Genomic DNA, 15,288 nt, shown 5'->3' with positions numbered 1-15,288 from the left:
GTCACACTGGAGAGGTGGAGTGGTTCAGCTCGCCCGGGTACTGGCTCGGCCGCCTGATCTTCCAGCGCGGTCTGGCCGCGCTGTATCTCGTGGCCTTCGTGGGGGCGGCTCTGCAGTTCCGGGCGCTGATCGGCGAGCGCGGCATGCTGCCGGTTCCGCGCTATCTGGCGCGCATGCCGTGGCGGCAGGCCCCGACGCTGTTCAGGGCGTACTACTCGGACCGGTTCTTCGCGGTCGTCGCCTGGGGCGGGGCCGCGGTGTCGGCCGCGCTCGTCGCGGGCCTCGCCGACCGGGTACCGCTGTGGGCAGCCATGGTGCTGTGGGTGGTGCCGTGGGTGCTCTATCTGTCGATCGTGAACGTCGGGCAGACCTGGTACGCGTTCGGCTGGGAGTCACTGCTGCTGGAGGTGGGCTTCCTCGCCGTCTTCCTCGGGAACGAACGGGTGGCGCCACCACTGCTCGTACTGCTGCTCCTGCGCTGGGTCCTCTTCCGCGTCGAGTTCGGCGCGGGCCTGATCAAGATGCGCGGCGACGAGTGCTGGCGGAAGCTGACGTGCCTCTACTACCACCATGAGACACAGCCGATGCCGGGCCCGCTGAGCTGGTTCTTCCACCGGCTGCCGCGCCCCCTGCACCGCGTCGAGGCCGGGGCCAACCACGTGACCCAACTCGTCGTTCCCGTGCTCCTGTTCACCCCGCAGCCGATCGCGACGGGCGCGGCCTGCCTGATGATCCTCACCCAGCTGTGGCTGGTCCTGTCCGGCAACTTCGCGTGGCTGAACTGGCTCACGATCCTGCTCGCCGTGACGGCGGTGGACTTCTCCCTCCTGCGCGAGCCGCCGCACCCGGCCGCCGCCCCGCTCTGGTACGAGTGCGTCGTCATCGCCGTCACCGCACTCGTCGTCGCGCTGAGCTACCACCCGGCGCTCAACCTGCTGTCCCGTCGCCAGTCCATGAACCGCTCCTACGACTCCCTGCACCTCGTCAACGCGTACGGCGCCTTCGGTTCGGTCGGGCGCATCCGGCACGAGATCGTCATCGAGGGCACGGCCGACCCGGTGCCGCGCGAGGAATCCTCCTGGCTGGTCTACGAGTTCAGGGGCAAGCCGGGCGATCCGGGGCGTTGGCCACGCCAGTTCGCCCCCTACCATCTTCGGCTCGACTGGCTGATGTGGTTCGCGGCGCTCTCCCCCCTGTACGCGGAGTCCTGGTTCGGCGGCCTCATCGAGCGCCTCCTGACCGGCGACCGCGACACGTTGCGGCTCCTGCGCCACTCCCCGTTCCCCGCCGACGCACCGCCCGCGTACGTCCGGGCCCGGCTCTACCGCTATCGCTTCACCACATGGCGCGAGCTGCGGGCGACGGGTGCCTGCTGGGAGCGGACGTACGTACGCGACTTCCTGAGGCCGACACGGCTTGCCGCCTCCCGGATTCAAAGCCGGTAGACGCGGGTCGCCGTGCCGCCGAAGACCGCGTCACGCTCAGGCGTCGTCAGCGAGCCCGTCAACTCCTGTGCCGCTTCCAGTACTTGTTCGTAGGTCGCAGCCAGATTGCACACCGGCCAGTCCGAGCCGAACATCACGCGGTCGGGCCCGAACGCCTCCAGAACCGTGTCGGCGTACGGCCGAAGCGCCCCCGGCGTCCAGGTCGCCCAGTCGGCCTCGGTGACCAGGCCGGAGAGTTTGCACACCGTGTTGGGGAAGGCCGCCAGCGCGCGCAGGTCGTCGGTCCACGGCTCGGTGGCGCCCGACGCGACGGGCGGCTTGCCGCAGTGGTCGAGGACGAAGGTGAGGCCGGGCAGAGCGGCGGCCGCCGCGGCGCAGGCGGGGAGCTGGGTCGGCAGGACCACCAGGTCGTAGACCAGACCGGCGTCGGCGACGGCCTCGAGGCCCCGGCGCACGTCGGGCCGCAGCAGCCACTCGGGGTCGGGTTCCCCCTGGACCTGGTGGCGGATGCCCTTCAGGTGACGCCCGCCCGGGAGTTCGGCGAGCCGGGCCAGGGTGTCGCCGATGTCCGGGCGCGTGAGATCGGCCCAGCCGACCACCGCGGCCACGAGTTCACTGTCGTGCGCGAGGGCGAGGAACTCCGGGGTCTCCTCCTCGACGGTGACGGTCTGCACGAGGACGGTGGCCGTGACACCGGACTTGCGCGCCAGGGGCGCCAGGTCGTCCAGCGTGAAGTCCTTTCGGATCGGGGCGAGTTGCTCGCCGGTGATCCAGTCCTGGTCCCGCACGGAGAGGTCCCAGACGTGGTGGTGCGCGTCGACGATGGCGGTCATCACAGCTCCCACACGACGGGCAGGCCCGCGTCGGCGCCGTCGGCCGAGTAGTCGTGGACGACGTCGAGCAGCTCGGCCATCCGGGCCTGCCAGGCGATGTTCTCCGGCAGCTTGTCCAGCTCGGCGAGCATACGGGCGTAGTCCTCGCACTCCAGGACGTGGAACAGGTCGGTCCCGCTGCGCCAGATGGTCCACGACGTGGCGCCGGCCGCGCTGATGGCCTTCCGGAGTTCGGCCGGGACCTCACGGTGGGCGGCCTCGTACGCCTCGATACGGTCGGCGCGGACCTTGGTGTGCAGGGCGATTCTCACGCGTGCTCCTCTCCGGGGACGGGGACGCCGTCGGCAAGAAGTCCCGCGGCGCGGGCGTCCCTCCAGAACGCGGCCGGTACGGCGACGGTGAACTGCTGTGCGGTGTCGCGGACTTCGTGCGGCGAGCGGGTGCCGACCAGGACGCTCGCCACCGCAGGATGGCCGAACGGGAAGGCGAGCGCGGCCGCGCGCAGGGTGATGCCGTGCCGCTGCGCCACGTCCTTCAACCGGTACGCACGGTCGAGGACTTCGCGGGGCGCCGCCGCGTAGTCGTACGTCGCGCCGGGCCGGGGGTCGGCGAGGAGGCCGGAGTTGAACACGCCGCCGACGACGACCGACGTGCCGCGCGCCTGCGCCTCGGGCAGCAGCTCCGTCAGCGCCTCCTGGTCGAGGAGGGTGTAGCGGCCCGCGCACAGGACGGCGTCCACGTCGGTGTCGCGGACGAACCGGGTGAGCATCGCGGACTGGTTCATGCCCGCGCCGATCGCCCCGACGACACCCTCGGCGCGCAGCCGCTCAAGGGCCGGGTAGGCCTCGTGGAACGCCTGCTCGCCGTGGCTGTCCGGGTCGTGCAGGTGGACGACGTCGACGCGGTCGAGGCCCAGCCGCGTCAGGCTGTCCTCCAGGGAGCGGCGCACCCCGTCCGCGCTGAAGTCCCAGACGCGACGGTGCGTGGCGGGCACGGCGAACCCGTTCTCCAGGTCGTCGCCCCCGCCCTCCCCGGCAGGCACGAGGAGACGTCCCGCCTTGGTGGAGACCGTGTACGCCGACCGGTCCCGGGCCGCGAGTGCCTCGCCGAGGCGCCGCTCGGACAGGCCGATGCCGTAGTGCGGCGCCGTGTCGAAGTAGCGGATGCCCGCGTCCCAGGCCGCGTCGACGGCGGCCCGGGCCTCCTCGTCGGTGACGGGCGCGTACAGGTTGCCGATACCGGCGGCGCCGAAGGACAGCTCGGTGACGTCGACGCCGCTGCGGCCCAGGGTGCGGGTGCGCATGGCGATCACTGGCCCGCGGGGCGCAGCCGCAGGCCCTGCATGCCGCCGTCGACGGCCAGGGCGGTGCCCGTGGTGGCGCCGGACAGCGGGCTCGCCAAGTACGCCACGGCGCCGGCGACTTCGGCGGCGGAGACCAGACGGCCCGTGGGCTGACGGGATGCGAGGGCCGCGCGCTCGGCGGCCGGGTCGGGGGCGGCGGACAGCAGTCGGCCGACCCATGGGGTGTCCACGGTCCCCGGGTTGACGCAGTTGACGCGCACCCCTTCGCGGACGTGGTCGGCGGCCATGGCGAGCGTCAGGGAGTACACGGCGCCCTTCGACGCCGAGTACAGGGCGCGCTGCGGGAGGCCGGCCGTCGCGGCGATGGAGCAGGTGTTGACGATCGCCGCGTGTGCGGAGTCCCTCAGATGGGGCAGGGCTGCGCGCGTGGTGCGGACGATGCCGAGGACATTGACGTCGAGGACGCGGTGCCACTGGTCGTCGTCGTTGTCCTCGACGGTGCCCTGGGCGCCGATGCCCGCGTTGTTGACTAGGACGTCGAGGCCGCCGAGGTCCGTCACGGCGGCGGCCACGGCGGCGCGGACGGAGGCGTCGTCGCTGACGTCGGCGGTGTAGCCGCGCAGCGGCTTGTCGACGCTGCCCGGGTCGAGGTCGAGCACGGCGACGCTCGCGCCGCGGGCGGCGAGAAGTTCGGCGGTGGCCCGGCCGATCCCGGACGCTCCGCCGGTGACGAGGGCCTTGAGCCCCGCGAAGTCCTGCACGTCGCTGGCGTCGGTCATGCCGCTGCACCCTTCTGGTCGGTGGCGCCCTGCCGGGCGAGGTCGGCGGCCCAGAACGCGCCGTCCGGGTAGGTGTACTCCGCGATGGACTCGGGCCGCATCGCGGCGGAGAAGCCGGGCGTGGTCGGGGCCGTGTAGTGGCCGTCGCGCATGACGACGGGGTCGATGAAGTGGCCGTGCAGATGGTCGACGTACTCGATGACACGGTCCTGCGTGGTGCCCGCGACGGCGACGTAGTCGAACATCGAGAGGTGCTGGACGAGTTCGCACAGGCCGACGCCGCCCGCGTGCGGGCACACGGGGACGCCGAACTTGGCGGCGAGCAGCAGGATGGCGAGGTTCTCGTTGACGCCGCCGACGCGGGCCGCGTCGATCTGCAGGATGTCGATGGCGCCGGCCTGGAGGAGCTGCTTGAAGATGATGCGGTTCTGGACGTGTTCGCCGGTGGCGACCTTCACGGGCGCGACGGCCCTGCGGATCGCGGCGTGGCCGAGGACGTCGTCGGGGCTGGTCGGCTCCTCCACCCAGTACGGGTCGAACTCGGCGAGCGCCTTGGTCCACTCGATGGCCTCGCCGACGTTCCACCGCTGGTTGGCGTCGATCGCCATGCGGATGTCCGGGCCGATCACCGAGCGGGCGGTGCGGCAGCGGCGGATGTCGTCGGCGAGGTCCGCGCCGACCTTCAGCTTGATCTGCCGGAAGCCGTCGGCGACGGCCTGCCGGGCGAGCCGGCCGAGCTTCTCGTCGGAGTAGCCGAGCCAGCCGGGTGAGGTGGTGTAGCCGGGGAAGCCGCGCTCGCGCAGGGCACTCTCGCGTTCCGCCGCGCCCTCGCGGCCCGATCTGAGGAGCGCGAGCGCGTCGTCGGGGGTGAGCGCGTCGGCGATGTAGCGGAAGTCGATCTGCGAGACGAGCCACTCGGGTGTCGCGTCGGCCAGGAACTGCCACAGCGGCTTGCGGGCGCGCTTGGCCGCCAGGTCCCACACGGCGTTGACGACGGCACCGATCGCCATGTGCATCACGCCCTTCTCGGGCCCGAGCCAGCGGAGCTGGCTGTCGCCGATCAGGTCGCGGTTCAACGTCCCCGGGTCGGCGCACAGTTCGTCGACCCCCCGGCCGACGACATGGTGCCGCAGGGCATCGATCGCGGCGACCTGGACATCGTTGCCACGACCGATGGTGAACGTGAATCCGTGCCCCTCGACTCCGTCGGCGGCGTCGGTGCGGAGCACGACGTAGGCGGCGGAGTAGTCGGGGTCCGGGTTCATGGCGTCGGATCCGTCCAGCTCCCTGGAGGTCGGGAACCGGATGTCATAGGTGTCAACCGCGGTGATTCGGGCGGCAGTTGGAGACACGGGTGGCCTTTCTTGCTGAGGCGGGGGTCAGTCCTGGGCGCGGCCGGTCGTCACACGGGCGATCATCAGGGCGAGGAGGATGATTCCGCCGTAGATGGCCTGGATCCAGAACGACGGAACCTGGGCGAGGGTCAGCAGGTTCTGGACGACACCGAGCAGCAGGACGCCGGTGAGCGCACCGAACATGGTGCCCTTGCCGCCGTCGAGGCTGATGCCGCCGATGACCGCCGCCGCGAACACGGTGAAGATCATGTTGTTGCCCTGGTTGGCGCTGATCGCTCCGACGTAGCCGGTCTGCATGATCCCGCCGACCGAGGCGAGGACGCCCGCGACGACGAACACGCCGAGCATCACGCGCTCGACGCGGATTCCCGCCGCGCGTGCGGCGTCGGCGTTGCCGCCGATGGCGTACAGGGCGCGGCCGATCCGGTGGTACTTCAGGATGAGGCCCACCACGCCGAAGGCGACGGCGGCCAGCCACACCGACATCGGGATCCGCAGGAACGTGGTGGTGGCGAGGGAGAAGAACGCGTCGGGCATCCCGAACAGCGTCTTGCCCTTGGTCGCGCCGACGAGGAGTCCGCGCAGGACGATCAGCATCGCCAGCGTCACGATGAAGGCGTTGAGCTTGAACTTCACGACGAGGATGCCGTTGAAGGCCCCGATCGCCGCGCCCACGACGAGGATCGCGAGCAGCGCGAGCACGGTCGGGAACTCGGTGCCGAATCCGGACTGGGAGACCGGGAGGACGAGCAGGGCACCGACGGCGGGCGCGATGCCGACCACCGACTCCAGGGACAGGTCGAACTTGCCGGTGATCAGGACGAGCGACTCGGCGAGCACGACCATCGCGAGGGCGGCGGACGCGCCGAGGATGGAGATCAGGTTGCGTTCGGTGAGGAACGATTCGTTGACGACCGCTCCGAGCACCATCAGCAGCAACAGGGCAGGTACAAGGGCGAGTTCGCGGGCCCGGCGCAGCAGGACGTTCTTCGCGGACCCTTTGCCGGGCAGCCGTACGGGGGTGGCGGGTGAGGCCGACGGGGCCTTGATGTCAGCCATGGTCCACTCCTTCGATGGAGGCGATCAGCTCGTGGTCGTTCCAGCCGGCGGCGTGCTCGGCGACGACCTTCCCGTGGAAGAGGACGAGGACCCGGTCGCAGCGGCGCAGGTCGTCGAGCTCGTCGGAGACGACGAGGACCGCGGTGCCGTCCTCGCGGGCGCTGTCCATGCGGGACAGCAGGGACTCCTTGGACTTCACGTCGACGCCCGCGGTGGGGTTGATGAGGACGAGAAGGCGGGGGTCGGAGGCGAGGGCGCGGGCCATGACGACCTTCTGGGCGTTGCCGCCGGAGAGGTCGGACACGGGCTGGTCGGGGCCCTCCGCGTGGATGTCGAGGCGGTCGATCAGGTCGGCGGCGAAGCGGCGCTTGCGGTCCGTGCCGACGAAGCCGTGGCGGCCCAGGCGACCGAGGACGCTCATGGTGGCGTTGTCGCCGATGGTCATGCCGGTGACGAGTCCCTGGTCGTGCCGGTCGCGCGGCACGCAGCCGACGCCCGCCGCGAGCGCGGCGCCCACATCACCGAACGGCAGCTTCCTGCCGTCCAGTTGGGCCGTCCCCGCGGAGGGCGTGTGCAGTCCGGCGAACGCCTCGGCGAGCTGGATCTTTCCGCTGCCGCTGGATCCGGCGAGCCCGACGACCTCGCCGCTGCGGATGGCCAGGTCGACGTCGTGGTACGCCTCCGAGGTCAGGCCGCGCGCGTCGAGGAGAACGGTGGCGTCGGGCTCGTGTTCCACGGCGGCGCGGGCGGCCGCGCGCTCCTCGGCGATGACCTCGCCGGCCATCGCCTCCACCAGTGCGGCGCGCGGCAGTTCCGCGACGGGCGCCGTGGTGATCCAGCGGGCGTCGCGCAGCACGGTGACCGTCTGGCAGACCTCGTACACCTCCTGGAGGTGGTGCGAGATGAACAGGAACGTGACGCCGGATTCCTGGAGGGCGCGCATGCGGGTGAAGAGGCGCTCGATCTCGCGGTTGTCGAGCTGTGCGGTGGGTTCGTCGAGGACGATGAAGCGGGCGCCGCCGCTCAACGCCCTGGCGATCTCCACCATTTGGCGGTCCTCGACCTTGAGGTCGGCGGTGCGGGCGTCGGGGTCGACGTGGATGTCCCAGGTGTCGAGGACCTGCGCGGCTTCCTCCTGGAGCTTGCGCCAGGAGAAGAAGCCGCGGCGGCTGCCGGGCTGCCGGTTGATGAAGAGGTTCTCGGCAACCGTGAGTTCGGGTACGACGGTCGGCTTCTGGTAGACGCAGGCGACCTTGGCGCGCCAGGCGTCGCGGTCGCTGAGCGGGGGCGCGGGCTCGCCGTCGAACAGCAGGGTGCCCGCGTCCGGCGCCTGGAGGCCGGTGAGGACCGTGACCAGGGTGGACTTGCCGGCGCCGTTGCGGCCCACGAGGGCGTGGGACTCGCCGGGCAGGACGGTCAGGCGACCGTCCTGCAGGGCGACCGTGGGACCGTACCGCTTGGCGATGCCCGACGCCTCGACCAGCGGCCTGACCGCCGGCGTGGTTGTCGTCGAGGTGCTCATTTGACCGTGTTTCCCCAGAGCTTCGGGTCGTCGACGTTGTCCTTGGTGACGAGCGGCGCGGGCAGCTGGTCCTCCAGGATGCCGCTGGGCAGCTTGACGATCTCCGAGTCGTGGTCGGTGGGACCGGGCTTGAACGTCTTCCCCTGCATCGCCGCCTTGATGTAGTACATGCCGTACTTGGCGTAGGCGTCGGCGGGCTGGGAGACGGTCGCGTCGATCTGGCCCTTGCGGATCGCGGCGAACTCCTGCGGGATGCCGTCGTTCGAGACGATCGTGATGTGGCCCTTCTCGCCGGTCTTCTTCAGCAGGCCCTTGGACTTGAGGGTCTGCAGGGTGGGCGCGAGGTAGACGCCGCCCGCCTGCATGTAGATGCCCTTGATGTCGGGGTTGGCGTTGAGGAGGGTGTCCAGCTTGGACGCGGCGGTGTCGGACTCCCACTTGGCGGGGATCTCCAGGACCTTGAGGTCCGGGTACTTCTTCTTGACGCAGTCACGGAACGCCTGCGAGCGCTCGCGGCCGTTCACGGAGGCGAGGTCACCCATGATCTGGACGACCTTGCCCGTCTTGACCTGCTGGCCGAGATACTCGCAGGCCTTCTCGCCGTACGCGACGTTGTTGGCGCGTACGACCATGGCGACCTTGCCCTTCTCGGGCGCGACGTCCACGGCGACGACGGGGACGCCCTTGCGTTCGGCCTGGTCGAGGCCGGCGGAGATCGCGGCGCTGTCGAGGGGCGCGACGACGAGGCCCTTGACGCCCTGGTTGAGCTGGTTGTTGATGTCCGTGATCTGCTGCGAGGGGTCACTGTTGGAGTTGACCGTCTTGAGCGCGTCCACGCTCTCGGACTTCGCCATCTTCGGCACGTAGTCGTTGTACGACTGCCAGAAGGGCGAGGTGAGCAGGGGCAGGATGACCCCGACCTTGCCCTTTCCGTCGCCGCCGCCCTTGCCGCCGGAGGCGACGTCGTCCTTCGTGCTGCCGCACGCGGAGAGCACCAGGGCGGCGCAAGCGGCGACCGCCGCCGCGCCGACGATCCGCGACCTGTTCCGCTTGCGCACTGTTCTGCCGGCCATCTGACGGCTCCTCATCGAGCGAGATCGAGCGACTTCTGGTACCTGATGGCGGAAATATTTATCAGACCACTTGGCGGCCACAACACCCCTCGTTGCCAACTTTTCCGTGTTTCAAGCCGTAGTGGTCGGACCACATCTCTGGCTAGACTGCGGCGCACCGGCATATTGAGGAGCGTCCGTGGAACAGACCGCCCCGCAGAAGGGCACCGTGACGCAGCGGGCCATCGAGCAGATCAAGGCGATGATCGGCGAGGGACTGCTCGAGCCGGGCCAGCGGCTGCCGACGGAGCGCGATCTGGCCACCCAGCTCGGCATCTCGCGCAGCTCCATGCGTGAGGCGATCAGGGCGCTCACCGTCCTCGGCGTCCTGGAGGCGCGGCACGGATCGGGCATCTACGTCACGCAGTTGAACGCCGGGGATCTCCTGGAGACTTTCGGCGTCGTCGCGGATCTCTCGCGCGGCCCGCGTCTTGTGGAGCTGATGGAGGTGCGCCGCGTGCTCGAGTCGACGGCGACCGCGCTGGCGGCCGCGCGCATCACCCCGGAGCAACTCGCCGAGGTGGAGCTGCACTTGGCGGCGATGGCGGCGACGGACGACCCCGAGGAGATCCTCTCCCACGACCTCGCGTTCCACCGGGCGATCGCCACGGCCGCGGGCAACGACACGATGGCCGCGATCCTGGAGGGGCTGTCGTCACGGACGTTCCGGGCCCGCGTGTGGCGCGGCTACCAGGAAGAGGGCGCCTTCGAGCGCACGGGCCGCGAGCACGCCCGTATCCACCGCGCGCTGGTCGCCCGGGACCCGGAGGCGGCGCGCGCCGCGGCGGCGGCCCATGTGGGCGAGGTCGAGGCCTGGATGCGCAGCCAGCTCGACGCCGAGCCGTCCTGATCGCGCCCCGCGAGAAGGAGGCTCAGCGCGGCGCCTGTGCCGCGAGCGCCGAGAGCAGCAGTTCCAGCGCCGTCCCGAAGGAGCTCTGCGCCATGAGGGGCAAGTGCTCCCGCACGGCGTCGAGTTGTGGGTACGTGTCCGCCGGGAGCGACTGGTAGATGTCCGTCCAGGCGCTGTGGTCCTGGGCGCGCCGCTCGGGCGGCAGCGCCAGATGGGAGGCGTCCAGGGCCGCGTGCCCGAGCGCCGTGTCGACGAACGCCGCGTAGTACCGCACAGCCGTGACCTCGTCGAAGCCCGCGCTCCGCAGCAGCCCGATTCCCGTCTCCACCGCCTTGACCTCGTTGATCCGCCGCGTCACCCGGTACGCGGCCATGGCGGCGATCCGCGGGTGGTCGCTGTAGGCGCGATGGATCCGTCGCGCCATGGTCCGCAGGTCCGCGACCCAGTCGTCGCTCCGCGTGAAGCCGGCCATGCTCTCGCCGATGATCCGGTCGGCGACGGCCAGGAGCAGGTCGTCCGTGTTGTGGAAGTAGCGGTAGACCGCACTCGGGTCGCAGCCGAGCGCGGCGCCCAGCCTGCGCACGCTCAGCGCGTCGGGCCCGTGCTGGCCGACCAGGCGCAGGGCGCAGTCGACGATCAGGTCACCGGAGAGCAGCACCCCCGACTTGGTCGGCTTGCGGCGCCGCCGCTCCACCGGAATCCGCCCTTCGGTCATACCGAATCCCCTTCCGTCGCCGCCGCCCGTTCCCCTTATGTCAACACCATTGACGCAACATTGACAAGGCCTGTTTGATCGCACCCTCCCTCCCCTCCTCCGGTTTCAGGAGTGTCCGAATGAGCAGCGAACCCCCTGGCCTGCGCCGTTCCCTCGGTGTCGTCGACGGCGTCGCCATCGCCGCGTCCAGTACCGCGGCCACCACCAGCATCGGGATCGGCATGGGCGCGCTCGCCGCGACGGTGGGCCTCCAGGCCCCGGCGATCCTGCTTGTGGCGTTCCTGCCGATCCTGGGCATCGCCTCCGCGTACGCCCGCCTCAACCGCTCCGAGCCGAACATGGGCAGCGGCTATGTGTGGGTCGGCAAGTCGCTCGGCCCGTGGCCCGGCTTCATCACGGGCTGGGTCACCCTGATCGGCACGGTCATCTTCATGGCGTACACCAGCGCCGTGACCGGGTCGGTCTTCCTCCAGTTCGCCAACAAGGCCGGCTGGCACCACGCCCTCGGGATCACGCTGGACCCGAACTCGACGGCCCTGAGCACCGTGGTCGGCCTCCTGGTCCTGGCCGTCGTGACGTACACGGCGATCACCGGCGTCCGCAAGGCCACCCGGCTCCAGACCTGGCTGCTCGTCTTCGAGTACGCGGTCCTGCTGGCGTTCTGCGGCTGGGCCCTGGTCTCGGGCAGCCACGACTTCCAGTGGTCGTGGCTGAACCCCTTCGCGATCCACGACGGCACGGCCTTCGCCCAGGGCCTCGTCCTCGCGGTGTTCTTCTTCTGGGGCTGGGACGCGGCGTTCAGCGTCACGGAGGAGACGAAGAACGTGCGCGACGCCGGCCGGGGCGGCTTCATCGCGCTGTTCACGATGCTCGCGATGTTCCTCTACGGTGCCGTGGCCTTCCAGCGCGAGATGAGCCTGCCCGAGCTGGTCGCGCAGGGCCCGCAGGGCCTGACGTATCTGGGCGCGAAGCTCGCCGACGAGCCGTGGGCGACGCTGCCGCTGCTCGCGCTGATGTTCTCCGCGGTGGCCTCGCTCCAGTCGAGTGTCATCCCGACGGCCCGCGGCCTCCTCGCCATGGGCCGCGACCGCACGATGGGCCAGGTATGGACCCGCGTCAGCCCGCGTTACGGGTCCCCGGCCCTGGGCACGGTCCTCATCATGTCGATCTCCGCCGCGGTCTCCGTGCTCGCGCTGGCCATCCCCAAGCTCAACGAGATGATCCTCGCCGCGGTCAACTCCATCGGCCTGGTCGTCGCCCTGTACTACGGCCTGACGGCGCTCGCCTGCGCGGTCCGCTTCCGCGACGCTCTGCGCGGTCCGCTGTCCGGTGCGCTGCGCGCGGTCGTGGCGCCCGGGGTCAGCGGCATCGCGCTCCTCGGGATCGGCGTCTACCTCGCCCGCTCGTACGTGACGATGAGCGACAGCTTCGAACTCAGCCCGGACAACGGGTGGTTCATGCTGTCGGTACCGGTCGCCATCGTCGCCTCCGGCCTGGTGATGGCGGCGTACGCCAAGTACGTGCGCCGCTCCCCGTACTTCGTCAAGGGCGGTGTCACCGCTCCCGAGACGGTCCCCCTGACCGCCGAACCTTCCTGACCAGTCCCCGTTCCCTCACCGCAAGGAGTCACGTCCCATGCCCGACACCGCCCCCGCCGATCTGGTCTTCACCGGCGGCCCGGTCCACACCTTCTCCCCCGCCCGGTCGCGCGCGACCTCGGTGGCCGTGCGCGGCGAGCGGATCGTCGCCGTGGGCCACGACGAGGTGCGCGAACTCGTCGGCCCGGCCACCGAAGTGGTGGACCTGAAGGGCAAGTTGCTCATCCCCGGCTTCCAGGACGCGCACGCGCACCCGGTCGGCGGCGGCCTCGAGCTCGGCCAGTGCGACCTGAGCGGCGCGACGACCCTCGACGAGTACCGGCGCCGTATCTCCGCGTACGCGCAGGCGCACCCCGACACCGAGTGGATCACCGGCGGCGGCTGGTCGATGGAGGCGTTCCCCGGCGGCCTGCCCACGGCCGCCGAGCTGGACGCCCTCGTGCCCGACCGCCCGGCCTACCTCGTCAACCGCGACCACCACGGCGCCTGGGTCAACTCCCGCGCCCTGCAGGCCGCCGGGATCGACGCCCGCACCCCCGACCCGGCCGACGGCCGCATCGAGCGCGACGCCGACGGGGCACCGACCGGCATGCTCCAGGAGGGCGCGGCGAACCTGATCGGACGGCTGCTGCCACCCGTCACGCTGGAGCAGAGGATCACGGGCCTGCTGCGGGCCCAGGCGCTGATGCACTCGCTCGGCGTCACCGCGTGGCAGGACGCCCTCCTCGGCGAGCACGCCAACCTCACCGACCCCACGGACGCGTATCTCGCTACCGCCGCGGACGGGCGCCTCACCGCGCGGGTGGTCGGCTCCCTGTGGTGGGACCGTTCGCGCGGCACCGAACAGATCGACGAGCTCGTGGAGCGTCGGGCGGCCGGCACGCGTGGGCGGCTGCGCTGCACGACGGTGAAGATCATGCAGGACGGCGTGGCCGAGAACGGCACGGCGGCCCTCCTCGGCCCCTACCTGGACGGCTGCGGCTGCGCCTCCGACAACAGCGGCATCAGCTTCGTCCCGCCGCTCGACCTCCAGAAGTACGTGACCGAGCTGGACGCGCGCGGCTTCCAGGTGCACTTCCACGCCCTCGGCGACCGGGCGGTGCGCGAGGCACTCGACGCCGTCGAGGCGGCGCGCCGCGCCAACGGGCGCACCGACACCCGCCCGCACCTCGCCCATCTCCAGGTGGTCCACCCCGACGACGTCGGCCGGTTCAGGGAGCTGGGCGCGACGGCGAACATGCAGGCGCTGTGGGCGGCGCACGAGCCGCAGATGGACGACCTGACGATCCCGTTCCTCGGCCCCGAGCGCAGCGCGTGGCAGTACCCGTTCGGTGATCTCCAGCGTTCGGGAGCGACGCTCGCGGCGGGCAGCGACTGGCCGGTGAGCAGCCCGGACCCGATCGAGGCCATCCATGTGGCGGTCAACCGCGTCCTGCCCGACGCGGCGCCCGGCACCCCGGTGTTCCTGCCGGAACAGCGCATCGGCCTGGACGCGGCGCTCACGGCGTACACGGCGGGCAGCGCGTACGTGAACCACCTCGACGACGTGACCGGCGCGATCACGGCGGGCCGCCTCGCCGACCTGGTGGTCCTGGACCGCGACCCGTTCGCGGCGCCCACGGAGGAGATCTGCGCGACGCGCGTCCTGGAGACGTTCGTGGGCGGCGAGCGGGTGTACGCCGCCGGGTGACCGCTTCCTACATGTCCGCCGCACACCGGAAACCGCAGTTCCCGCTGCTGGAGTCCGGTGTGTTGGCGGTGCGCGCGGCCACGCGGTAGCGGTTGCAGTACGAGTCGTGGCACATGTACGAGCCGCCGCGCATCACGCGCGTGTCGCCCTCGGCGGGGCCGCGCGGATCGGTGAGCGGGGCCGCCGGGTGGTCGGTGGTGAACCGGTCGGCGACCCACTCCCACACGTTGCCGACGGTGTTGTGGAGGCCGAAGGCGTTGGGCCGGTAGGCGTCGACGGGCGCCGTGCCGGTGTGGCCGTCCTCTCCCGTGTTCACGACGGGGAACTCGCCCTGCCAGATGTTGCAGCGCCAGTGACCGCGCGGGGTCAGCTCGTCGCCCCAGGGGTAGCGGGCCTGGTCGAGTCCGCCGCGGGCCGCGTACTCCCACTCGGCCTCGGTGGGCAGCCGCTTGCCCGCCCAGGCGGCGTAGGCGCTCGCGTCGTCCCAGCTGACGTGGATCACGGGGTGCCTCGACCGGTCCCCGATCCCGGAGCCCGGTCCCTCGGGCGCGCGCCAGGTCGCGCCCTCGACGCCCCGCCACCAGGGGGTGCCGGCCGGGGCGGGTGTCGCGCGGGCGACGCCGGGGGCGAGGAAGCCGGCGAAGACGTACGACCAGCCGAACCGCTCGGCGGCGGTCACGAAGCCGGTGTCCTTGACGAACGTCGCGAACTGGGCGTTCGTGACGGCGTGCTCGTCGATCCGGAAGGGGCCGACGGTGACCTCGCGGACCGGTCCCTCGCCGTCGCCGGGGTTGGCCCGGTCGTCCTCGTTGCCCATCCGGAACGTGCCGCCGGGCAGGGTCACCATGCCCTTGCCGGAGGCACGCCGGGCCGTCGGGACGAGGGGCGCGGGCTGCGGATCGCCGCCGCCTTCGCGGCGCGCGGCGCAGCAGGCCTTCGGGGTCACGTCTTCCGCAGTCATGGTTCCGCCTCGTACACGCACTGGACCGATGCGGCCGATCCTCGCACGCGTGGGGTGGCCCGCGTC

14 protein-coding genes are annotated in these 15,288 nt (G+C 71.3%); 4 read left to right on the top strand and 10 right to left on the bottom strand.

What is annotated here, in order from left to right:
* The first annotated feature begins 14 nt into the window (after positions 1 to 14).
* Entirely contained in the window at positions 15 to 1,445 is a 1,431-nt protein-coding gene (locus tag LGI35_RS37785; protein WP_227298896.1) for a lipase maturation factor family protein, read from the top strand.
* On the opposite strand, the gene LGI35_RS37780 is transcribed toward LGI35_RS37785, so the two are convergent.
* The 8 genes from LGI35_RS37780 to LGI35_RS37745 are packed head-to-tail and all read right to left on the bottom strand — an operon-like array spanning position 1,433 to position 9,369.
* A complete protein-coding gene (locus LGI35_RS37780) occupies positions 1,433 to 2,278 on the bottom strand; it encodes an amidohydrolase family protein (protein ID WP_227298894.1) in 846 nt (281 codons plus the stop codon). The two genes, LGI35_RS37785 and LGI35_RS37780, sit on opposite strands and share 13 nt — an antisense overlap.
* On the bottom strand, positions 2,278 to 2,589 hold the full coding sequence (locus LGI35_RS37775; RefSeq protein WP_227298893.1) for an L-rhamnose mutarotase: 312 nt from the start codon (positions 2,587 to 2,589) through the stop codon (positions 2,278 to 2,280). Before LGI35_RS37775 ends, LGI35_RS37780 begins: the two co-directional genes overlap by 1 nt.
* Entirely contained in the window at positions 2,586 to 3,581 is a 996-nt protein-coding gene (locus LGI35_RS37770) for an aldo/keto reductase (protein ID WP_227298891.1), read from the bottom strand. The genes LGI35_RS37775 and LGI35_RS37770 overlap by 4 nt, the downstream gene beginning before the upstream one ends.
* A 5-nt stretch (positions 3,582 to 3,586) precedes the next feature.
* A complete protein-coding gene (locus LGI35_RS37765) occupies positions 3,587 to 4,342 on the bottom strand; it encodes an SDR family NAD(P)-dependent oxidoreductase (protein ID WP_227300692.1) in 756 nt (251 codons plus the stop codon).
* Between the two features lie 14 nt (positions 4,343 to 4,356).
* On the bottom strand, positions 4,357 to 5,712 hold the full coding sequence (locus LGI35_RS37760; RefSeq protein WP_227298889.1) for an L-fuconate dehydratase: 1,356 nt from the start codon (positions 5,710 to 5,712) through the stop codon (positions 4,357 to 4,359).
* Between the two features lie 27 nt (positions 5,713 to 5,739).
* Positions 5,740 to 6,774: an ABC transporter permease gene (locus LGI35_RS37755; protein ID WP_227298887.1), complete on the bottom strand. Its 1,035-nt coding sequence runs from the start codon at positions 6,772 to 6,774 to the stop codon at positions 5,740 to 5,742.
* Positions 6,767 to 8,296, bottom strand: a complete 1,530-nt coding sequence (locus tag LGI35_RS37750) for a sugar ABC transporter ATP-binding protein (RefSeq protein WP_227298886.1) — start codon at positions 8,294 to 8,296, stop codon at positions 6,767 to 6,769. The genes LGI35_RS37755 and LGI35_RS37750 overlap by 8 nt, the downstream gene beginning before the upstream one ends.
* Complete coding sequence (locus tag LGI35_RS37745; protein WP_227298884.1) at positions 8,293 to 9,369, bottom strand: sugar ABC transporter substrate-binding protein; 1,077 nt, start codon at positions 9,367 to 9,369, stop codon at positions 8,293 to 8,295. The genes LGI35_RS37750 and LGI35_RS37745 overlap by 4 nt, the downstream gene beginning before the upstream one ends.
* Before the next feature lie 178 nt (positions 9,370 to 9,547).
* On the opposite strand from LGI35_RS37745, the gene LGI35_RS37740 reads away from it, so the two are divergent.
* Positions 9,548 to 10,258: a FadR/GntR family transcriptional regulator gene (locus LGI35_RS37740; RefSeq protein ID WP_227298882.1), complete on the top strand. Its 711-nt coding sequence runs from the start codon at positions 9,548 to 9,550 to the stop codon at positions 10,256 to 10,258.
* A gap of 22 nt (positions 10,259 to 10,280) precedes the next feature.
* Here LGI35_RS37740 and LGI35_RS37735 read toward each other — a convergent pair whose 3' ends face one another.
* Positions 10,281 to 10,973, bottom strand: a complete 693-nt coding sequence (locus LGI35_RS37735; RefSeq protein ID WP_227298881.1) for a TetR/AcrR family transcriptional regulator — start codon at positions 10,971 to 10,973, stop codon at positions 10,281 to 10,283.
* A 119-nt stretch (positions 10,974 to 11,092) separates the two neighbouring features.
* Here LGI35_RS37735 and LGI35_RS37730 point away from each other — a divergent pair, with 119 nt between their 5' ends.
* On the top strand, positions 11,093 to 12,571 hold the full coding sequence (locus LGI35_RS37730; protein WP_227298879.1) for an APC family permease: 1,479 nt from the start codon (positions 11,093 to 11,095) through the stop codon (positions 12,569 to 12,571).
* A 37-nt stretch (positions 12,572 to 12,608) separates the two neighbouring features.
* A complete protein-coding gene (locus LGI35_RS37725; RefSeq protein WP_227298878.1) occupies positions 12,609 to 14,261 on the top strand; it encodes an amidohydrolase in 1,653 nt (550 codons plus the stop codon).
* 7 nt (positions 14,262 to 14,268) lie between these two features.
* Here LGI35_RS37725 and LGI35_RS37720 read toward each other — a convergent pair whose 3' ends face one another.
* Positions 14,269 to 15,222 (bottom strand): formylglycine-generating enzyme family protein, encoded by a 954-nt coding sequence (locus LGI35_RS37720; RefSeq protein ID WP_227298877.1) that lies wholly within the window; start codon positions 15,220 to 15,222, stop codon positions 14,269 to 14,271.
* Between the last annotated feature and the right edge of the window lie 66 nt (positions 15,223 to 15,288).

It is taken from the genome of Streptomyces longhuiensis (assembly GCF_020616555.1).
GTDB classification, from domain to species: domain Bacteria; phylum Actinomycetota; class Actinomycetes; order Streptomycetales; family Streptomycetaceae; genus Streptomyces; species Streptomyces longhuiensis.
This window is presented reverse-complemented; position numbering and strand designations above follow the sequence as displayed.